Consider the following 21,888-nt stretch of genomic DNA (forward strand, 5'->3'; position numbering starts at 1 on the left):
AGATTTCCACACGCGTTTCGTCTCCCAGATAAGACACTTTTAGCTGCCCCTGCGGTGGCTGCCCATGGACTTATCACGACGCGCCCATGAACCAGTCAACTTCATCGAACACCGCTCCCCCTGTCGCCGCCCCCCGAGACCGCCAGGCCATCTCCGCACGTTATGCTGCCTTGCCGGTGGAAAAACGCAGCCAGTTTCGTGCTCGGCTGGCGGAGCTGAACATGGAGGCCAGCCAGTTACCGGCGGTGCCGCTGCTGGTGCGTGCGGCAGATGGCAGCGCCCGTGGGCCGCTCTCAGCCATGCAACAGCAGCTGTGGTTCCTGGCCCGGTTGGACGGTAACAGCAGTGCCTATCACATGACCGGAGGCTTGCGCCTGGACGGGGCGCTGAGCCGCGAGCGCCTGCTGGCCGGGATTGCCGGGCTGGCCCAGCGCCACGACACCCTGCGCACGCGCATCCTTGAAGAGCAAGGTGCGCCGGTACAGGCCATCGATGCCTTTGACCCGGCAGCGGCCCAAGCGTTGTGCGAGTTCCACGACCTGCGTGATGCGAGCGGTACAGCACCCTCTGGCGCCTTGGAAGGCTTGGCCGAAGCCTTTTACCTGCGCCGCTTCGACCTGGAACAAGGGCCGTTGTGGCGCCTGGCACTGGTCACGGTAGGTGAACAACGTCATGTCCTGCTCTTGACCCTGCACCACGTGATCGCTGACGGCTTCTCCATGGCCGTGCTGGTACGCGAGTTCGCTAAGGGCTACAGCGGCCAACAGCTTGCCGCGCCGCTGGCCGTACAGTTCGCCGACTGGGTGCAGTGGCAAGCCGACTGGCACAGCCCGGCAGCCCACGCCGCCGACTTGGCCTACTGGCGCGATCGCCTGGCCGAACCTCTGGACCCGCTGGCGCTACCGTTGGATCGCCCGCGCACCGAGCTGCGCAACGGTCATGGGGCCCGGACCCTACACCGGTTGCCGACCGAGTCGTTGGCAGGCCTGCGGGCTTTGGCGAAGGCGCAACGCAGTACCCTGTCGGCCATCCTGCTAGCGGTGTATCAACTGGTCCTGAGCCGGCACAGCGGCCAGCCCACGGTCCGGGTGGGCATGCCCCTGGCTAACCGCGACCGTTCTGAAACCGCGCCCTTGATCGGGTGCCTGGTCAATACCGTGGTGATCGAGGCCCAGCTGGCCGGGGCGCTGCCGTTCACGGCCTTGCTCCAGCAGGTGCAGCAGCGCCTGGGTGAAGCCATGGCCCATGGTGGCGTGTCCTTCGCCGACCTGGTGCAGGCCCTGCGGCCCACGCCGGCCCCGGGCGTTACGCCCTTGTGCCAGGCCCTGTTCAACTTGCTGGAAGTGCAGGGCACCGGCCTGCCGCAACTGCCCGGTGTGCAGGTTACCGAGTGGAGCCCGGCGCACCCCGTGGCCCGGTATGACCTGAGCCTGGATATCCGCGACCAGGGCGACACCCTGACGTTTGCGTTCATCTACGCCACGGACATTTTCAACGCCGACACGGTGCAACGCCTGGCCGACGATTACTTCCACCTACTTGAACAGGTGATCCTCCGCAGCCATGCACCGCTGGGCCGGCTGACGCTGGCCGGGCCGGCGCCGGTGGCCCGGCCGATACCAGCGGCGCCTTTCGTGCCGCTGGCCGACCGCCTGTTCAAGCAAGCCCGTAAGCAGCCTGATAGCACCGCCGTGGTCGCCGGTGACGTCACCCTCAGCTACCAGCAACTCAGCACAGCCGCCCAAGGGCTGGCCGCTCGCTTGCAAGCCCAAGGCGTGAAGGCCGGCGAATGCGTGGGCGTGTGCGTGGAACGCTCGGTGGCGTTGCCTACGGCCTTGTACGGTGTGCTGGCCAGTGGTGCCGCCTATGTACCGCTAGACCCCGACTACCCCCTGGACCGTCTGCAGTACATCCTCGCCGATGCCGGTATCACACGCGTGGTCGTGGACCAAGCATGCCAGCAGCGTCATCAAGCGCTGTTCAACGGCCTGGCCTGCGTCACCGTCGAGCAAGCAGGGCAGTCAACGGCACTGAACCCAGTGCACAGCCACCCCGACCAATTAGCCTATGTGATCTACACCTCCGGCTCCACTGGCCAACCCAAAGGGGTGGCCGTGACCCAGCGCAATGTGGCACGCCTGCTGGATGTCACCCTGGCGCCGTTTGCCTTCAACGAAAAGGACGTGTGGAGTTGCTTCCACTCCTACGCCTTCGACTTCTCGGTATGGGAGCTGTTCGGGGCGCTGTCCTCCGGCGGGCAGGCGGTGATCGTACCGTACTGGGCCGCCCGTTCAGCTGAGCAGTTCCACGCGCTGGTGCACGCCACCGGCGTGACAGTGCTGAACCAGACCCCCTCGGCGTTCCTGCCGCTGATCCAGGCCGAGCAGGACCTGCGGGCACCGTTGCACAGCCTGCGCTGCGTGATCTTTGGCGGAGAAAAACTGGAGCCCCAGGCGCTGGCCCAATGGCTGGCCTGGCGAGGCGAGACAGCCCCTCGGCTGGTGAACATGTACGGCATCACGGAAACCACCGTACATGTGACCGCCAGGGACATTACCTTGGCCGATACCCTAGGCCATGCCCCCAGCCTGATCGGCAAGCCACTGGCCGACTTGCAGCTGTACGTGCTGGACGCGGACCTGAACCCTGCGCCCCTGGGCACCGTGGGTGAACTGTGCGTCGGCGGTGCCGGCTTGGCCAGGGGTTACCTGGGGCAACCTGCGCTCACCGCCAGCCGCTTTGTGGCCGACCCTTTTGGGCCATCAGGCGCACGCCTGTACCGGTCCGGCGACCTGGCCCGGCGCCTGCCCAGCGGCGAACTGGAATACCTGGGGCGCAACGATGCCCAAGTGAAGATCCGAGGCTTTCGTATCGAGCCGGGCGAGATCAGTGCCCAGTTGCGGGAGCACCCTCAGGTGCGTGCGGCCGTTGTAGTGGCGCGCCCGAACGGGCAGGGCGACCTGCGCCTGGTAGCCTACCTGGTGGCGGCACCGGACGGCGCCCCGCTGGATACCGCCTCCCTGCAAGCCTACCTAGCGTCACGCTTGCCAGCTCACATGGTGCCAAGCGCCTTCGTCTGGCTGGAGGCGTTACCGCTTACCGCCAACGGCAAGCTGGACACCAAGGCTTTGCCCGACCCCCAGGCGCAGCAGGCCGAACGGCCGTTCCTGCCGCCGGAAGGCCCCTATGAAGAGGCGCTGGCAGCGATCTGGCAAGACGTGCTGGGCGACGTCACCGTCGGCCGCGATGACAACTTCTTCGAGCTGGGCGGCCACTCCCTCAGCGCCGTGAAGGTGACCACCCGTGTGCGTGAGCGCCTGCACCTGACGCTCCCGCTGCAGCAGGTGTTCAACCTGCCCACCTTGCGCCAGTTCGCCGCGGCCCTGGCCGACCTTCAGGGCGGTGTCAGCGACGTTGCGCCTGCCAACACCTTGCGGCCGCGGGCCCAGCGTGAAGAGTTCGACCCCGCACAACCGCTGCCGGTGTCCCAGGCCCAGGCACGGTTGTGGGTGCTATGGCAGCTGGAGCCTGAAAGCAGCGCCTACCATGTGCCCGGTGCGGTTCGCTTGCATGGTGAAGTGAATGCCGAGCGCATACGCCAGGCCTTTACCCAAGTGGTGGCGCGCCATGAAGCCTTGCGCACCACCTTCCACCTGGTAGACGGCCAGCCGTGCCAGCGCATAGGGCTCGACACCCGCTTCCAATGGCACACCGCGACCTTCGACGCCACAAGCCCCGGCGCCCTGAACGAGGCCTTGCGCGAGCAGGTCTCCCGGCCATTCAACCTGGCCCAGGGGCCGCTGCTGCGCGTGAGTTTGCTGTCCAGCAGCCCCACCGAGCATGTGCTGGCGGTGGTGATGCACCACATCATTGCCGATGGCTGGTCCATGAACCTGTTGATCGACGAGTTCTGCGCCGGTCATGAAGCCCTGCGCCAGGGCATGAGTGCACAGTGGCCAGCCTTGCCGATCCAGTGTGCCGACCACGCCCTGTGGGAACGTTCGCAGCAGGCCCAGCAAGCGGCGGACCTGCACTGGTGGCAGGCCACCCTGGGTGACGAACAGCCCGTATTGGAGCTGCCCCTGGCCCGGCCACGCCCCGCCGTGCGTGACGGCGCTGGTGCACGCTATGTGCACGCCCTCAGCCCCGAACAGACCCGCGCCCTGCGCCACCTGGCCCAAGCCGCCGGCACCACCTTGTTCAGTACCTTGCTGGCGGCCTACCAGGCGCTGCTGTACCGCTACAGCGGCCAGGCTGACCTGCGCATCGGCATTCCAGTCGCCAACCGCGAGCAATTGGAGGTGGAAAGCCTGATCGGGTTCTTCACCAATACCTTGGTGATACGCGCCCAGGTGCACGGCCAGCAGCTGTTTGCCACGTTGCTTGACCAGGCCCGCACACAAGTGCTCGATGCCCAGGCCCATGCCAGTGTGCCGTTTGCGCAGCTGGTGGACGCCTTGCAGCCCCAGCGCGAGCTGGGCCTGTCCCCCCTGTTCCAGACCATGTTCAACCTGCAAGTGACCCCGCCTGGGCAGTTCGCAACCCTGGGCGGCTTACGGGTGAGCACCTTCGAGTCACCGGCCATGGGCGGGGAGACCGCGCCCTTTGACCTCACTTTGGACGTCACCGACCGCGGCGACACCCTGCGCCTGTCCTTCGGCTATGCCACCGATGTGCTGGAGCCTTCCACCATCGAGGCCATGGCCGACCACTATGTGAGCCTGCTCAGCCAGGTCGTGGCGCAGCCTACCCGGGCCATAGGGAGCTTGGTGCTGGGTACGCCAGTGGCACCTCGTGCGGCCAGCCGGCCTTACCACGGCGTACTGGCCCGGTTTGCCGAACAGGCCGGTGCCAACGCGCAAGCCTGCGCCCTGCGCTCGCCAGACACGCCACACTACGCCACTGTGTCCTACGGCGAGCTGGCCCATGATGCTGGCCGTGTTGCCGCACGGTTGATGGCCGCCAACAGCCCGGCCGAAGCCCGGATCGGGCTATGTGTGAGCCGTTCACCCGCCATGGTTGCTGCCTTGCTCGGCATCTGGCGCGCCGGTGGGGCCTTTGTGCCCCTGGACCCTCACTACCCACCTGAGCGGCTGGCCCACATCGTGGCGGACGCCGGTATCGAGCAGGTGGTAGTGGACCGTGCCAGCGCAACCCTGCTGTCGACGGTGCTTAAGGGCCTGACCTTGCACGTGCTCGAAGACGATGACCACACGGCCCCCGTCTCCCTTGATGGCCAGGCGCCTGCGTCCACTGCATTGGCCTACGTGATGTACACCTCCGGCTCCACCGGCGCGCCTAAAGGTGTGGCGATGACCCACGGTGCCTTGTCTGTGCACATGGAGGACGTGTTCGCGCGTTTTGCCCTCAACGCCCAGGACCGCGTGCTGCAGTTTTCCACCATCAACTTCGACGCGGCCCTGGAGCAATTGCTGCCCGCCCTGTGCGTAGGTGCCCGTGTGGTGCTGCGTGGCCCCGAGCTGTGGAGCTGGCCTGAGTTCAACGCGGTGCTGGCTGAGGAAGCCGTGACGGTGGCGGATTTGCCCACGGCCTTCTGGCAGCAATGGCTGGGTGACCTGCCCGCGGCGCTGCCGGCCATGCGCCTGGTGACCGTGGGTGGCGAGGCGCTGAGTGGCCAGGCCTTGGCCCGGTGGCGGGCCAGTGGCCTGTGCAACGTACGTTTCGAGAACACCTATGGCCCTACCGAGGCCGCCATTTCAGCCATGAGCCGCCACACCCGTGCTGCCGACACCCAGGAGGCCGTGGTCACCCTGGGTACTGCCTACCCAGGCCGCTCGGTTCATGTGCTTGATGCCTGGGGCAACCGGGTGCCTGACGGTGCCACGGGCGAACTATGCATTGGAGGGGAGGGGTTGGCACGGGGCTATTTAGGCCGCCCTGCCGCCACCGCCGAACGCTTTGTGCCCGACCCCTTCGGCCTGCCCGGTGCGCGCCTGTACCGTACCGGCGACCTGTGCCGCGTGCGGCCCGGCCAACAGGCTGAACCTGTGATCGATTACCTGGGCCGTGGTGACCGCCAGGTCAAGCTACGCGGCTACCGTATCGAACTGGCCGACGTGGAAAGCGCCGTCGGTGCCTTGCCAGGTGTGTGCGATGCAGTGGCCCAGGTGCGCGGTGAAGGCGAAGCCCGCCGTTTGTACGCTTGGGCTGTGGTAGGGGACGCGGCCATAACCGGCGCGCAGTTGCTGGCGCAGCTGGCCGACCGCCTGCCCACCTACCTGATGCCCACGGCTGTTGTTCCGCTGTCAAGCTTGCCGTTGACCCCCAATGGCAAGGTAGACAAGGCAGCCTTGCCGCTGCCCACCCTGTCGCCTGTAGAAGACCAGCGGGAGCGGTTGGCGGCGCGCAATGAGCGCGAAGCGAGCTTGCTGGCCACCTGGCGTGAGGTGCTGGGCCGGGACGACATCAGTATCGACGACAATTTCTTCGCCTTGGGCGGTGACTCGATCCAGGCCATTCAAGTGATCAGCCGGGCCCGCGCCAACGGCCTTACACTCAGCGTGCGCGACCTGTTTGCGCACCAGACCGTCGCAGCGCTGGCCGAGCAAGTGCCACACGCCAGCACCGCTGTGCGTTACCAGGCGGTAGAGGGCCCTGTACCGCTCACGCCTATCCAGCATTGGTTCTTCAGTGAACATCCAGAAGGGGCGAACCACTGGAACCAGTCGGTGCTGCTGGCCGCCGACCAGGCCCTGGCTGTGGCGCCATTGCGCCAGGCCCTGGACGCTGTGATGCAGCGCCACGATGCCTTGCGCCTGCGCTATCAGCGCGACGCTCACGGCCACTGGCAGGCCCACAGCCTGCCCGCCAATACGCCCACCCAAGTGCTGGAACAGGTTGACCTGAGCCAGCACGAAGAACCCGCAGCGGCCCTCAATGCCTTGGGCGACGAGGTACAGGCCTCCCTGGATATCCAGAACGGGCCCCTGTGGCGCGCCGTGCTGGCCACCCTGCCGGGCGATGCTTCGCGGTTGCTGCTGGTGGTCCACCACTTGGCTGTGGACGGGGTGTCATGGCGCATCCTCCTTGAAGAACTGGCCCAGGCCTGGGACCAGGCCCAAGCGGGCACGCCCATCGCGCTGCCGGCCCAAAGCCTGAGTTGGGGCCAATGGGCACAGGCCCTGCAGGCCCATGGGCAGTCCCCGGCGGTGCGCGAAGAGTTGCCCCGCTGGCAGCGACAGTTGGCGCCGACCCGGCACTGGACGGCCGAGCATCGAGCACGGGGCGGTTTGCCCCTGGCGGCAGCCCCTAGGGACGTAAACCGTACCCTGGCCGCCAGTCAGGTCCTGCGCTGGCAGCTGGATCAGCCACACACCCAGGCACTCCTCCACCAAGCCACCGGCACCTGGCAGTGCCGGGTCGACGAACTGCTGCTGGCGGCACTGGCCCAGGCCTTGGCTGGTTGGGGCGCCACGGCGGGTGTGCTGCTGGAACTGGAAGGCCATGGCCGCGAGGAGGTGATCGACGGCCTGGACCTCACCCGCACGGTGGGCTGGTTCACCACCCGCTACCCCCTGTGGCTGGCCTGCGACACCGCCCTTGCGCAGACCCTGGCGCAGGTGCGCCAGAGCCTTCGCGGCCTTCCATACAAAGGCATGCACTACGGCGTACTGGAAACCCTGAGCGATGCCTCGACACAGGCCGCCATCGCGGCGCTGCCCAAGGCCCAGGTGAGCTTCAACTACCTGGGGCAGTTTGGCCAGGGCGAGCAGGGCGGCGCCCTGCGGCTGGCCACGGGCGAGCAAGCTGGCGCGGCCTTGGGGCCACAGACCCTCTGCTCCTACGCCCTGGAAATGAACGCCCTGATTGTGGACGGCTGCCTGTCCGTGGACTGGCGTTACCTGCCCGGCTTGATTGCCCCAGCTCAGGCGTCGGCGTTGTCGGCCCAGTTTCAGGAGCTGCTACGCACCCTGCTGGTACCGCCGCAGGCGCAGCCCGGCGCCTTTGCCAGTGACGTTCAAGGCGATGACCTGGAGGCCCTGCTGGGGTCGATGGACGACTGAGCCAGGCCGCCCCGCTGGGGCCCAATCGATTATTAAAGTGAATGACTATGTCTATGACCAGCGATGCCATGCCCACGGGCAGCCCGTTCCGGCGCAAGAGCAACATCGAATCCGTCCAGCACCTGGTAGGGGTGCAGCCGGGCTTGTTAAGCCAGGCGCTGCAAGCCGGGGGCGATGACCCTTATTTTTCCCAATACGTGTTCGAGCTGGATGGCACCTTGGACATCGCCGCGTTTGATGCAGCCTGGCGCGACGTGATCCTGCGCCATGAAATCCTGCGGGCGGATTTCCGCTGGCAAGGCCTGAGCCAGCCGGCGATGGTGGTCTACCGCGATACCGGCCTGGGCTGTACGCACCTGGATTGGAGCACCCTTGGCGCCGCCCAGCAGCAGGCTCAGCTTGAGGCTGCCTGGGCACAGTGCCGCGCCCAGGGCTTTGACCTGGAAAACGCCGCTGACCTGCAGCTGCAATTGATTGCGCTGGGGGAGGGCCGTTACTGGTTCGTGTGGCGCCTGCACCACGTGCAACTGGACGGCTGGAGCCTGCCCATTGTGTTACGCGACGTGATGGCGCTGTACACCCAGGCGGTGGGGGAGGCCTCTGGCAATGAACCCCTTGGTGCACACCCGGCACCCCGCCTGAAAGCCTATCGCCAATGGCTGGATGCCCAGGACCGTGGCGCAGCCGAGCAACGCTGGTGCGACGCCCTGGCGCCGTTTTCGGTGCCCACTCCGCTGCCGGTCAGCGCGGGTAACGCCCCGGCAGGCAAGCGCCGCTACGCCGAATGGCGCTGGCGCCTGGCCGGTAAGGACACTCAAGCACTTGCAGCTTTTGCCCGCGAACAGCGGGTCACCTTGGGCAGCCTGGTGCAGGCGGCCTGGGGCCTGCTGCTGGCAAGGCATGCGGATCGTGACGAAGCCGTATTCGGCGTGACCGGCTCCGGTCGCCCGGCCGAAGTGGACGGCATGCAGGCCATGGTCGGTGTGTTTATCAATACCGTGCCCATGCCCGTCCACATCCCTGCAGCTCAGCCGCTGGGGGAGTGGCTGCGCACCGTGCAGGCCCAGGCCTTTGCACTGCGGGCGGTGGAGCATGTGCCGCTGGCGCAGATTCAGGCCGTCAGCAACGGCGGCCGTGCCGTGTTCGAGAGCATTGTGGTGGTGGAAAACTACCCGGTGGAAGCCGGTGGCGCACAGGCCGCCGGCCTGCGCGTGCGCTTGCTGGGCCTGGGGGATAAGCCGGCCTTGGGCCGGCGTGACACCGATGGCCGCAACCCGTACCCCTTGAGCCTGATCGTGGCCGCGGGCGCCACCTTCGATTATGTGCTGGCTTACGACACGCGCCGTGTGGACCACGCCACCGTTGAGCGCCTTGGCGAGCAACTGGGCGCCTTGCTGCGCACCTTCGTCACCCACGGCAACACCCCGGTGGGCGACTTGGGCCTGGGGCTGGCCGAGGCGCCCGCCAGTGCCACAACGCCTGTGGTACCAGGCCTACTGGCGCGTATGGCCCACCATGCCACCACCCAGCCCCAGGCTGCCGCCCTCAGTGATGGCGAGCAGGTCCTGAGCTGGGCGAACTTGTGGCAGCGCGCCGGTCAGCTGGCGGCTCAGTTACACAACCTGGGCGTTGCGCCGGAGCAGCGTGTGGCTCTGGCCTTGCCCCGCGGCCCGGCATTCGTTACCGCCATTGTGGCCGTGTGGCGTGCCGGCGGCGCCTATGTGCCGCTGGATGTTGACGCCCCCGGCGAGCGGCTGGCCTGGCAAACCCAGGACAGCGCCTGCGTATGCGTGTTGGCTGCACAGGGCGCGCCGGCCTGGCTGCCCGAGGGCATGGCGTGCCTGGACCTTCAGGCAGCGGTTGACGCACCGTGGCTCACTGCCTTGCCAGCCGATACCTTGCCAGGCGATGCGGGCCCGCTGCCTGGCCAACTGGCCTATGTGATCTATACCTCCGGGTCCACCGGGCGCCCCAAAGGGGTCGCGGTGCCTCACCAGGCCCTAGACGCTTACCTGGCGGCCTTGATGGCGCGCCTGCCTGAAGGGATCGAGCGGGCGGCCTGCCTGTCTACCCCGGCGGCCGACCTAGGCCACACCACGCTGTTCGGCGCGCTGTGGGCGGGTTGGACCTTGCACGTGCCGCCTCAGGCGGTGAGCCAGGACGCCGACTTGTGTGCGCAGTACATGGCCCGTGAGCGGATCGACCTGCTGAAAATCGTACCGTCCCACTTGGGTGGCCTGCTGCAGGCGGCCGAGCCGGCGCAGGTATTGCCAGCTCGTTGCCTGGTGCTGGGGGGCGAGGCTGCCAGCCCGGCCTTGCTGGCGCAGCTGGACACCCTGGCGCCCCACTGCCAGGTGCTGAACCACTACGGCCCCAGCGAAACCACGGTGGGCGCACTGACCTGGCACCGTGTGCAGGGCAGCGCCAGCCAATGGCCCCTGGGCCAGCCCTTGAACCATGCGCAGGTGCAGTTGCAAGACGCCCATGGCAACCCGGCCGGGGCCGGTGCGCGGGGCGAACTGTGCATCGGTGGCCAGGGCGTGGCCCGTGGTTACCAGGGCCAGCCCGCCCTGACCGCCGAGCGGTTCACCCCGGACCCGCTGGGCCAGGGCACCCGCGTCTACCGCACGGGCGACCGGGCCTACCAGGACGCCGACGGCCAGTTCGTGTTCCTGGGCCGGCGCGACGATCAGGTGAAAATCCGCGGGTATCGCGTTGAGCCTGAGGAAGTTGCCCACTGCCTGCGCGCCCAGCCCGGCGTTACAGAGGCTGTTGTGATTGCCCGCTGCGATGACGCCGAGCGACAGCAATTGCACGGGTTTGTGACTGGCCAGGAGCTGGATGCCGCCCACCTGCGCAGTGCCTTGCAAGCCCTACTGCCCCCGGCCTGGGTGCCCGATACGCTCACGGTGCTGGCCAGCCTGCCCTTGACCCGCAATGGCAAGGTGGACCGCCAGGCTCTGGCACCGGCGCCCACCTTGGCCGCCCCTCAAGCCGCCCCCGCCGCGCCTGGCAATGCCACGGAAGCGGCCCTGTTGGACATCTGGCAGGGCACGCTGGGCCGGGCGGATATCAGCGTGAACGACAACTTTTTCGAAATCGGCGGGGATTCCATCCTTAGCCTGCGTATCATTGCCAAGGCCCGTCAGGCTGGTATCGGCCTGACGCCACGCCAGCTGTTCGAGCACCCCACCATTGCCGGTTCGGCAGCGGTGGCCAAGGCCGTCACGCCCAAAACCCGCGCCACCGTTGCGGCGGCTCCGACTGTCAACCAAGGCCAGCCCCTCACTCCGATCCAGGCACGGTTTTTCGAGGAACACCCCCAGGCGCCCAATCACTGGAACCAGTCCCTGTTGCTGGCCTCTACCAGCGCCTTGTCATGGGACGCGGTCCAGGTCGCTGTCACTGCCGTCATGGCCAGCCACGATGCGCTGAGCCTGCGCTTCTCCCGTGACCCCCAGGGCCGCTGGCAGCAGCAGGTGGCGCCCCAGGCGCCCGCGAGCCTGGCGCGTGTGGACCTGCGGGCCAGCGAAGACTGGCGTGCCGACCTGGCGCAGGCGGGCGAACAGCTGCAGGCCTCCTTGGACCTGGCCAACGGGCCCTTGTGGCGCGGGGCACTGTTCGACCTGCCGGATGGCAGCTCGCGGTTGCTGCTGGCCGTGCACCACCTGGGTATCGATGGGGTGTCCTGGCGCATTCTGCTGGAGGACCTGGAGCAGGCCTATACCCAAGGCCTTGCGGGTGTAACGCCTCAGGTGCCGGCCCCTGGCACCACTTGGGCCGAGTGGGCCACTGCCTTGGCACGCCACGCTCAGCAGCCGGCGGTACAGGCCGAGCTGCCGTTCTGGCAGCACCATCTGGCGGCAACCGCTGCCTGGGACACCCCCACCCAGGCACGCGGCGGCCTGCCCTTGGCAGCGCCCCTGGCCGAGGTGGCCCATGCCTTGGGCAGCACCCAGACACTGACGCACACGCTGGACGCCAAACGCACCCAGGCGCTGTTGGTTGACGTACCGGGCGCCTACCGCACCCGTGTGGACGAGGTGTTATTGGCCGCACTGACCCAGGCCCTGACCCACTGGAGTGAAACAGCCGGTGTGCTGGTAGAGCTTGAGGGGCACGGCCGCGAGGACGTGCTGCCTGAGCTGGACCTGAGCCGCACCGTGGGCTGGTTTACCACGCGCTTCCCCACCTGGCTGGTCGCCGGCACCAGCCCGGTACACACCCTGGCCAACGTCAAGCGCACCCTGCGCGGGCTGCCCCACAAGGGCCTGCATTTCGGGGTGCTGCGTTACTTGGGCACGCCTGACACACAGGCAGCCCTGGCGCGCCTGCCTCGGCCGAGCGTGAGCTTCAACTACCTAGGCCAGTTCGGCCAGGGCCAGGAAGGGGCAAGTATCATGCGCATTGCCAGCGGCGAAGCGGCGGGGCGGGCGGTCAATGGGGCCGAGCCTTGCGAGCACGCCCTGGCGTTCAATGCCTGGATCGTGGAAGGCCAGTTGACCGTAGAGTGGCGGCACCTGCCCGCCGTGCTGGCGCCCGCGTTAGCCAAGGTGCTGGCCGATGATTTTGATAACCGCCTGTACCACTTGATCGACCACTGTGCTCAGGCACCCCGTGGCGCCACGGCGGAAGACTTCCCCCTGGCCGGCCTGGACGCCGCTGGGTTGCAGGCGCTGAACCTGCCCTTGGGTGACGTGGCCGATATCTATCCGGCCACTTCACTTCAACAGGGGCTGATCTACCACGCCCAGCGCCGTCAGGGCAGCGGCACCTACGTCAACCAGTTGCGGTTGCGGCTGGAAGGGACGCTGGATGCCGCACGGCTTGTTCAGGCCTGGCAAGCCGCGGTGGCGCGCCATGACATCCTGCGCACGGCCTTCCACCACCGAGCCGACGGCGAGCTGCTGCAAGTGGTGCTACGCGAGGTGCCCTGGGCCCCCCAGGTCCATGACTGGCGTGGCACACCGGCAGCACAGGCTCCCGAGGCCTTGGACACCTGGTGCCGCGATGACCTGGCCCAGGGTGTAGCCATCGACCAGGCACCGCTGATGCGGGTGAACCTGTTCCAGTTGGCAGATGGCACCCACGAGTTGGTGTGGACTAGCCATCACGCCCTCACCGATGGCTGGAGCAGCTCACGGGTGCTGGACGAAGTGGCCGCACACTATGCCGCCGAGGGGCGTGCGAACCTGCCAGCCCCCGGGCGTTATCGGGATTACGTGGCCTGGCTGGCCCGCCAGACCACCGGCGAAGCCTTCTGGCAGGCACGCTTTGCCGAGGTGGATCAACCGGCGATGCTGGCCAGTGTACTGGGCAGTGCCGCCCAGCCCAGCCCCGGCATCGGCCACCTGGAGCAGGCACTGCCTGCGGCCCTGGACAACGCCGCCCGTGCAGCGGCGCAACAGGCGCGGGTGACCCTTAACACACTTATTCAAGGCGCCTGGGCACTGCTGCTGGCCCGTTATGGCGGCCGCGACAGCGTGCGGTTCGGCGTGACCACCTCCGGCCGCAGCATGGGCGAGGCGCATGTGCCAGGTATTGAAAACATGCCTGGGCTGTTCATCAACAGCTTGCCCCTGAACCTTCAGGTGCCGGCGGCCGTCGCCCCAGGTGCGTGGCTGCGGCAGGTGCAGCAGGCCAACGCCGAACTGCGCGAGCATGAACACAATGCCCTGGCACAGGTGCAACGGTGGGTCGGGTTACGCGGCGAGGCGTTGTTCGACAGCCTGCTGGTGTTCGAGAACTATGACACCGGGGACACGGCCAAGCGCGCTGCCCACGGCGATGCGCAACCTTTACACATCCGTACCGCCCAGGCGGTCAACCGCACCCACTACCCTTTGACCCTAAGCGTGACACCTGGCGCGCCCTTGGCACTGGAATGGGCCTGGGACAGCCAACTGCTGGACCGCGACCTGGTCCAGCGCCTGTCACAGCACTTCCAGCACCTGCTGGCCCAACTGAGCCAGCCCGCCTGTGGCGCCCTGGGCACGTTGAGCCTTGCTGGCCACTCGCCTGCTGCGCCTGTGGCACTGGCTAGCCCCTTTGAAGCGCTACCGCAGCGGCTGGCTACGGCCGCCCAGGGCTGGCCTGGCCGCGTGGCCATGAGCAGCGGTGAGCGACACCTGACCTACCTGCAATTGCAGGGCGCCAGCCACGCGTTGGCCCGGCACCTGCTGGCCTTAGGGGTACAGGCCGAGGCGCGGGTGGGCGTGTGCATGGCCCGTGGGGTGGACCTGCCCGTGGCCCTGATGGGCGTGCTGGCCAGCGGTGCCTGCTATGTGCCCCTGGACCCGCACTACCCGGCGGCCCGTTTGCAACTGATGATGGAAGACGCCAGTGTGCAGGTCATTGTGTGTGATGCCGCCAGCCGCCAGCACCTGCTGGACGAGAACGCGCTGCCTGCCCATGTCACACTGGTCAGCCTTGAAGACCTGAGCCCTAGTGCGGCCAAGGCGCCCTTACCGGTGTTGCACCAGGACCAGCTGGCGTATGTGATCTACACCTCCGGCTCCACCGGTACGCCCAAGGGCGTTGCCATCAGCCACGGGGCACTGGACCGTTTCCTGCGCGCCATGGTGCAGGCGCCGGGGATCACCACAGACGATGTGCTGCTGTGCGTCACTTCACCGTCCTTCGATATTTTCGCGTTGGAGGCCTACGCCCCGTTGCTGGTAGGCGCCCGTGTGGAGGTAGCGGCCCGCGCCGACGTGCTGGACGGCGAGCGCCTGGCCCAGCGGCTGGCGGCCTGCGGAGCTACCCTGATGCAGGCCACGCCCAGCGGCTGGAAGCTGTTGCTGGCCAGCGACTGGCACGCCCCTGAGGGCTTCCGTGCCCTGTGCGGGGGAGAGGCGTTGCCGCAGGACCTGGCGGCCGCCTTGCAGGCCCGTGGCGCGCAGGTCTGGAACCTGTACGGGCCCACTGAAACCACAGTGTGGTCCAGCGTGGCTCAGGTGGCCCAGGGGGCTGATATTCATTTGGGCACCGCTGTGGCGCACAACAGCCTGCAGGTGCTGGACGCCCATGCCCAGGCCGTCCCTGCCGGTGGTGTCGGTGAGCTGTACATCGGCGGTGACAACCTGGCCCGTGGCTACCTGGGGCGTGCGGCGCTGACCGCCGAACACTTCCTGCCAGACCCCTTCGGTGCTCCCGGTGCGCGCCGCTACCGGACGGGGGATAGCTGCCAGGTCGGCCTCGATGGCCGCCTGCAGTACCTGGGCCGCCTGGACCAGCAAGTGAAACTGCGTGGCCAGCGCATCGAACCGGGCGAAATCGAAGCTGTGCTGCGTGCGCAGCCGGGTGTCACCGATGCGGCCGTGCTTGTGGTAGACACTGGCGCCGGTGTCGCGCGCCTGGCCGCGTTTGTCGCCCCCGTGACGGCTGTACCTACAGACCTTGAACAGGCCCTGGCCGCGCAACTTCCGGCGCACATGGTCCCCAGCTTGTGGCACCTGCTGCCCAGGCTTCCCCAGACCCCCAATGGCAAGCTGGACCGCCGGGCACTGACGCAGCAAGGGGCCGAGGCACAGCCTACCGGCCTGGAGCGTCGCGCACCGGTTACGGCGTTGCAAGCACGCATCGTTGAGCAATGGCAGGCGTTGCTGGGCCTGCCCGCCATCGGCATCGACGAGGACTTCTTCCAGCTGGGCGGCGACTCCCTGTTGGCCATGCGCGCCATGGCCCAATTGCGCAACAGCGGCATCACCAGGGGTTCGCTGGAAACCTTGTTCGTACAGCGCACCCCCAGCGCCCTGGCCGCGGCGATCGAACAGGCGACCGTCGGCTTGCCTGACAACCTGGTGGTGCTGGAGGAGGGCGACGCGGGCGCGCCGACCCTGTTCTGCCTGCACCCTGGGTTTGGCCTGGTGAACCGCTATGGCCCGTTGGCCAAGAAGCTGGGCCGCCAGTGGCGAGCGATCGGCGTGCAGTCACCCCGTTACGCCGACCCCCACTGGGCACCCGCCGATTTCGCCGCCTGGATCGCGGACTACGCGCGTCGCCTTCGCCAGGCCCAGCCCCGTGGGCCTTATCGGCTGCTGGGTTGGTCCTTGGGCGGGCTATTGGCCACGCACCTGGCTCAGGCCCTGGCGGCAGAGGGTGAATCCGTGGCGTGGGTGGGCGTGCTGGACAGCGACCCGCAACCCCTGGCCGTGGACCCCGCCGAACAAGCGCTGGACCCTGCCACGCTGGCGGCCTATCTCGCACCGCACCACGGTAGCGGCGGTGACACCGTACAGGCCTTGCAGGCTGTGATACAGCAACACCGGCGCCTGCTGCCGGGGCGCACACCCCTGTGCCTGGCCCAGGACATTCACGTATGGCGGGTGGCCGACGGCGAGCGGCACACCGCCGCTGCCTGGGCCGCGACCACCCACGGCACCGCCCATGCGGTGGACGTACTGGCCACTACCCACGAAGACATTGTCGATCACCCGCAGGTACTGCAGGCCGTTGCCCAGGCCTTGCACTCCGATTTGAAGAGGACTTTTTAAACATGAAACTCGATCATCTCGCGTCAGCCCAGCCGCTGGACCTGTTGGGCATCGGCTTTGGCCCCTCCAACCTGGCACTGGCGATCGCTTTGCAGGAAAGCAGCACGCCGGAGCGGCGCCTGAACACCGCCTTTGTGGAAAAACGCGAAGGGTTTGCCTGGCACAGTGGCATGCTGCTGGCCGACAGCCGCATGCAGATTTCCTTCCTCAAAGACCTGGTCACACTGCGCGACCCGTGCAGCCCGTTCTCCTTCCTCAAGTACCTGCACGTGCAAGGGCGCCTGGAAGACTTCGCAAACCTGCGCAGTTTCTTGCCCACCCGCATCGAATACGAAGGCTACTTGCGTTGGGCGTCGTCGTTCTTCAACCCGCAGACCCATTACGGCGAAGCCGTTCAACAGGTGCGCCCGCGTACCGAAAACGGCGTGGTGCGCGCATTGGAAGTGGTGTCCCAGCGTGAAGACGGCAGCGAAGTCCGCCGCGTAACCCGCAACCTGGTGCTGGCCGTCGGCGGGCGCCCGCTATTGCCTGAGCCGTTGGCAGCGCTGGGCGCCGACGGCGCGGCACGGGTGGTGCATTCTTCGGCCTACCTGCCCAGGATCGAAGGGGCCTTGGCGGCGGGGCGTGAACAGGCCCACCGTGAAGGCCGGCGCCTGCGCGTGGCCGTGCTGGGCGGTGGCCAGAGCGCGGCGGAAATTTTCCAGGACCTGGTACAGCGGGCCGACGATGCTCTGGACGTGAGCCTGGTGATTCGTGGGTCTGCCCTCAAGCCCGCTGACGATAGCCCCTTCGTGAACGAGATTTTCCACGCCGACTTCACGGACGCGATCTACCAGCGCAATGCCGAATCCCGCCAGGCGTTCATCGACGAATACCGGGGCACCAACTACGCGGTAGTGGACGTGGACCTGCTGGAACGGCTGTACACCCTGTTCTATATGCAAAAAGTAAGCGCTCAGCCCCGCCACACGCTGCTGACCCAACGCCACCTGGTAGCTGCGCGTGCCAGTGGCCAGCGCGTGGAGCTGACCCTGGAAGACACCGAACAGCAGAAGACCGAAACGCGGCATTTCGACGTGGTGGTGGCCGCGACCGGGTATCGCCGCGATGACCATCGCCGCCTGCTGGGCGAACTGGCACCGCACTTGGGCGATTTCGAGGTGGGCCGGGATTATCGGGTGAAAACCAGCGAAGGGTTCCAGCCCGGTATCTGGCTGCAAGGCAGCTGTGAGGCCACCCATGGGCTGAGCGATACGCTGCTGTCGATCCTGGCCACCCGCTCCATGGAGATCGCCCACTCCGTACAGGCCGCCTGCGCCCGGCCGTCTGCTCGCCCTGACACGGCGGTGGCCTGACCATGCAGACACACGCGATTCACACCGCCGCTCACGTGGATGACGCCCTGTACCGCTCACCCTTTACCTACGTGCTGGCCGACGGCCGCCGCTGCTCGCTCACCTTGAGTCAGGCTCAGTTGACCCTGGCGGTAGGCGACCTGCCTGCGCTACGGCTGGACGTGCACCTGGATGGGCAGCAAGTGCGGCTGCGCGCCACCCATCCGCTGGCCGAACCTGTTCCGGCACAGGCCCTGTTGCCCATGCTGGCCGAGTTCTTCTGCCGGCCCGCGCAGCTCGACACCCTGTCACTGGAGCTGGCCGTGGCCCCTGCATGGGCCGTGCAGGCTGTCCGGGAAGGGGTGTTCGACCAGGTAGAGACCCTGGCCGATGGCTGCCGCCTGCAGGTGCGCCGTGCCAGCTTCTGGCAGCACCCGGCCCTATGGCTGCGCCAGGGCGCCAGCGGCTTTGCCCAGCGCTTCACCCTGACCGCCAACCACCGCCACCCGGTACGCCCGCCCAAGCCGGAAGGCGTGGTGTACGAACGGCACCTGCCGCACCTGGACCTGACCTTTTCGCTGCGCACGCTAGACATTGAGCAGGACCTGATCACCTTCAACCGGTGGATGAACCTGCCTAATGTGGCGAGCGTGTGGGACCAGGCGGACGATACCCAGACCCACGCCCAGTTCCTGGCTGCCCAGCAGGCCGACCCCCACACCCAGACCCTGTTCGGCTGTTTCAATGGCGAGCCCTTTGCCTACTTCGAGCTCTATTGGGTCAAGGAGGACCGGCTGGCGCCGTTCTGCCAGGCGGGAGACTACGACCGCGGCATCCACATTCTGGTGGGCAACCGCCGGCACCAAGGGCCGGCCAAGCTGGAAGCCTGGCTGCGTTCCCTGTTCCATTACGCCTTCCTGGACGACCCGCGTACCCAGACGGTGTACGGCGAGCCGCGCGTGGATAACCAACGGTGGATCGCCTACATGCAGGAGCAGGGTGGGGTGAAACTGCGTGAATTCGACTTCCCCCACAAGCGCGCCGCCCTCATCAGCCTGGCACGGGAAACCTTTTTCCAGGAGTACGGCCCTCGATAGGCCTCGTCATGACGATCAAACGCAACCTGTTCTGCTTGCCATTCGCCGGTGGCAGCGCTGCCATCTTCCAGCCCTGGCAGCGGCTGGCACCGGCCGACACCGCCGTGCACCCCATGGCGCTGCCGGGGCGTGGTACTCAATGGGGCCGGCCGTTGTTGTGCGAGTGGGGTCCTCTGCTGGACCTGTTGCTGGCTCAAATAACGGCCCAGGCCGACCTGCCGATGGTCCTGTTTGGTCACAGCATGGGCGCCTTGCTAGCCTTCGAGCTGGCCCACGGCCTACGTGACCGCGGGCTGCCTGCGCCGGAGCTGCTGGTGCTGTCGGCCAGCCGCCCGCCACGGCCCCGGCATCGCCTGGTGGACACTCCGTGGCTGACCTGTTCCACCGACTGCCTGATGGCTGAGCTGGACGCCATCAGTGGCCCCAGTGAGGCCTTGGCCAACCCCGAACTGCGCGAGCTGATGCTGCCTATTCTGCGTAACGACTTCCAGCTCTGTGCCAACTACCGCTACCTGCCTCGCCCCCCATTGGAGGTGCCGATGCTGGTGCTGGCCGGCAAGGGCGATGCCGGCTGCCCGCTGGCGCCTGCTCAGGCAGCCTGGGCCCAGGAAACCACCGAACCTGTCACGGGCCTGGACATCGACGGCGGGCATCTGTTTATCACCGAGCGACCTGCCGACGTCCTGGCCAGTGTGCTGGCCGCACTGCCCACACGTACCCGGTCGGCATCCCCTTCCTTATTAAACGCTTACAGGAGCTGATCATGTCGGTTGCCCTTTCTTCCGCACCCCAGGCGTTGCCATTGGCCGCCACTGCCTTGCCTGAGCAGCAGCTGAGCCACGGCGGCACGCGCCTCACCGTGCTCACCGCGCCAAGCCCGGAGGTGGACCTGCTGGACCCCGGCCTGCACGCGCAAATCAACGCGGCCCTGGCCCGCGACGGCGGTGTGTTGCTGCGCGGCTTCAGCGCCATGAGCATCCAGCGCTTCCATGATTTCGCCAAAGGGTTCGGCGCGCCGCTGCTGTCCTACGAATTCGGCTCTACCCCCCGTAGCGAGGTGGAGAAGGGGGTGTACTCTTCGACCGAGTACCCCAAGCACCAGTGGATTCCGCAGCACAATGAACAGGCCTATACCACCCAGTGGCCCATGAAAATCTGGTTTTACTGCGACGTGGCACCCGCCGACCGTGGCCAAACCCCTGTAGCCGATTCCCGCGCCATTTTCCGCTACCTGGACCCAGCCCTGCGCGAACGCTTCGAAACTCGTGAGCTGATGTATGTGCGCAATTTCGGTAGCGGCCTGGACCTGCCCTGGGAGCAGGTGTTCAACACCGAAGACCCTGCTCAGGTAGAAGCCTACTGCCGCGAGCACGGCATTGAGTGGGAGTGGTTGGAAGACGACTGCCTGCGCATCCGCCAGCGCTGCCAGGCGGTCACCCGCCACCCCCAGACGGGTGAAAAGGTGTGGTTCAACCAGGCCCACCTGTTTCATATCTCAGCCTTGGACGCGGCTACGCGCGAGGCGCTGCTGGAGATCGTGGACGAGGAAGACTTGCCGCGCAACGTGTTCTACGGGGACGGCGAACCCATTGCCGATGCCGACCTGGATCACGTCCGCGCCGTGTATGCCGCCCACCGGCTGGACTTCGCCTGGCAGCAAGGTGACGTGATGATGCTGGACAACATGCTAATGACCCACGGCCGTGCGCCCTTCAGCGGTGACCGCCGTGTGGTGGTGGCTATGGCGCAAGGGCACAGCTGGGACAAACAGGCCTAATTTGCAGCAAGGCTGGCTCGTCATCTTTATGAAAGGCCACTAATGGCCGCTAGGCTGTGTACGAAATGTTCTGACGCGAAGGTCAGGCAAGGCGAAAACAGCTAAGGAAGCGGAGTTTACTGATTGTAAATGAGCATTCCGAAGCTGTTTTCAACGCAGCATCACCGAGTGTCAGGGCTTTTCGTACATAGCCTAACGCTCAATGTTTTAGGACACGCAAAACATGGCATTCGATCGCGACGACGCATTGTTTCTGGTGGTAATCAACGAAGAGGAGCAGTACTCCATCTGGCCCGAGTTCAAGGCCGTACCCGCAGGCTGGACCCCGGTAGGGGAAGCCGCACCCAAAGCCCAGTGCCTGGAATACATCGAAACCCACTGGACCGACATGCGCCCGGCCAGCCTGCGGCGGGCCATGGGCGCTGCCTGACCATTGCTCAGGCCGGCGTCGCGCAGTCACCGGCCTGGCGGCACAGCTGCACGGCATCGCGAATCATGAAATTGACCAGGGTAGGGGATACACCCAATTCGCTGGCAATGACCTTTTGAGGGATGCCATGCAGGCAGTACATCTCGAACGCGTACTGCGTGCGTTCAGGTAGTTGGGTCAGTTGTTCGGCAATCACTTCCAGAGTGGCCTGGTTCAGGTGCAAGGCTTCAGGCGAGGCGCCATGCACGGCTACATTGAAGCCGTCTTCCTCAGGGCTGTAATAGCGTTTTTCCGACACTTGCTTACGGTAGTGGTCGATCGCCAGGTTGCGGACCGTTTGGTAGATGTAGCTCAAATGCCCACGGATGGACGCTGCAGAAGGGGAACGTCGAAGGCGGAAGAAGGCGTCCTGAACCACATCCTCGGCCCGTGACCGGCACCCCGTGATTCGGGTGGCAATTTTGATGAGGGTCGTACGGTTGTCCAGAAAAGCCTGGATCAGGGAAGACTCTTCGGTAGTGCAGAACAGGGGTTCGTGCATGGCCAGCTCCTTGCTCGAAAAGTGAGGCCTGCGCGTTTGGGTCGCAGGCGGAGCGCAAACGGTAGTGAGAACGATTCTCAGTGTCAAATAAAATGTTTCAAAATATATGGCTTGTGCTGCCTGGCAGGTGAGAGCGAGGAGGCATAGGCATTTGGCCACCTTTTTGGTCGCTGCTGGATTGTTGGAACCA

8 protein-coding genes are annotated in these 21,888 nt (G+C 66.5%); 7 read left to right on the forward strand and 1 reads right to left on the reverse strand.

What is annotated here, in order from left to right; translation table 11 throughout:
* The first annotated feature begins 86 nt into the window (after nucleotides 1-86).
* From ACSAMW_RS00320 to ACSAMW_RS00350, 7 genes are all read left to right on the forward strand, one after another.
* Entirely contained in the window at nucleotides 87-8,024 is a 7,938-nt protein-coding gene (locus tag ACSAMW_RS00320) for an amino acid adenylation domain-containing protein (RefSeq protein WP_500592137.1), read from the forward strand.
* 47 nt (nucleotides 8,025-8,071) lie between these two features.
* Complete coding sequence (locus ACSAMW_RS00325; RefSeq protein ID WP_500592138.1) at nucleotides 8,072-16,519, forward strand: amino acid adenylation domain-containing protein; 8,448 nt, start codon at nucleotides 8,072-8,074, stop codon at nucleotides 16,517-16,519.
* Between the two features lie 2 nt (nucleotides 16,520-16,521).
* Entirely contained in the window at nucleotides 16,522-17,874 is a 1,353-nt protein-coding gene (locus ACSAMW_RS00330; RefSeq protein ID WP_500592139.1) for a lysine N(6)-hydroxylase/L-ornithine N(5)-oxygenase family protein, read from the forward strand.
* Nucleotides 17,875-17,876: 2 nt separating this feature from the next.
* Complete coding sequence (locus tag ACSAMW_RS00335; RefSeq protein ID WP_500592140.1) at nucleotides 17,877-18,950, forward strand: GNAT family N-acetyltransferase; 1,074 nt, start codon at nucleotides 17,877-17,879, stop codon at nucleotides 18,948-18,950.
* 8 nt (nucleotides 18,951-18,958) lie between these two features.
* Nucleotides 18,959-19,711: a thioesterase II family protein gene (locus ACSAMW_RS00340; RefSeq protein ID WP_500592141.1), complete on the forward strand. Its 753-nt coding sequence runs from the start codon at nucleotides 18,959-18,961 to the stop codon at nucleotides 19,709-19,711.
* A 2-nt stretch (nucleotides 19,712-19,713) separates the two neighbouring features.
* Nucleotides 19,714-20,727 (forward strand): TauD/TfdA family dioxygenase, encoded by a 1,014-nt coding sequence (locus ACSAMW_RS00345; protein WP_500592142.1) that lies wholly within the window; start codon nucleotides 19,714-19,716, stop codon nucleotides 20,725-20,727.
* A 223-nt stretch (nucleotides 20,728-20,950) separates the two neighbouring features.
* Nucleotides 20,951-21,157: an MbtH family protein gene (locus tag ACSAMW_RS00350; RefSeq protein WP_168080380.1), complete on the forward strand. Its 207-nt coding sequence runs from the start codon at nucleotides 20,951-20,953 to the stop codon at nucleotides 21,155-21,157.
* A gap of 7 nt (nucleotides 21,158-21,164) precedes the next feature.
* On the opposite strand, the gene ACSAMW_RS00355 is transcribed toward ACSAMW_RS00350, so the two are convergent.
* Complete coding sequence (locus ACSAMW_RS00355; RefSeq protein WP_500592143.1) at nucleotides 21,165-21,698, reverse strand: RNA polymerase factor sigma-70; 534 nt, start codon at nucleotides 21,696-21,698, stop codon at nucleotides 21,165-21,167.
* Between the last annotated feature and the right edge of the window lie 190 nt (nucleotides 21,699-21,888).

This window comes from Pseudomonas sp. AB39(2026) (assembly GCF_059831485.1).

Excerpts from the sequence above, each read along its gene's own strand:
- ACSAMW_RS00330 (WP_500592139.1), top strand. The coding sequence starts at position 16,522 with ATGAAACTCGATCATCTCGCGTCAGCCCAGCCGCTGGACCTGTTGGGC.
- ACSAMW_RS00350 (WP_168080380.1), top strand. The coding sequence starts at position 20,951 with ATGGCATTCGATCGCGACGACGCATTGTTTCTGGTGGTAATCAACGAA.
- ACSAMW_RS00355 (WP_500592143.1), bottom strand. The coding sequence starts at position 21,698 with ATGCACGAACCCCTGTTCTGCACTACCGAAGAGTCTTCCCTGATCCAG.
- ACSAMW_RS00325 (WP_500592138.1), top strand. The coding sequence starts at position 8,072 with ATGTCTATGACCAGCGATGCCATGCCCACGGGCAGCCCGTTCCGGCGC.
- ACSAMW_RS00345 (WP_500592142.1), top strand. The coding sequence starts at position 19,714 with ATGTCGGTTGCCCTTTCTTCCGCACCCCAGGCGTTGCCATTGGCCGCC.
- ACSAMW_RS00320 (WP_500592137.1), top strand. The coding sequence starts at position 87 with ATGAACCAGTCAACTTCATCGAACACCGCTCCCCCTGTCGCCGCCCCC.
- ACSAMW_RS00335 (WP_500592140.1), top strand. The coding sequence starts at position 17,877 with ATGCAGACACACGCGATTCACACCGCCGCTCACGTGGATGACGCCCTG.
- ACSAMW_RS00340 (WP_500592141.1), top strand. The coding sequence starts at position 18,959 with ATGACGATCAAACGCAACCTGTTCTGCTTGCCATTCGCCGGTGGCAGC.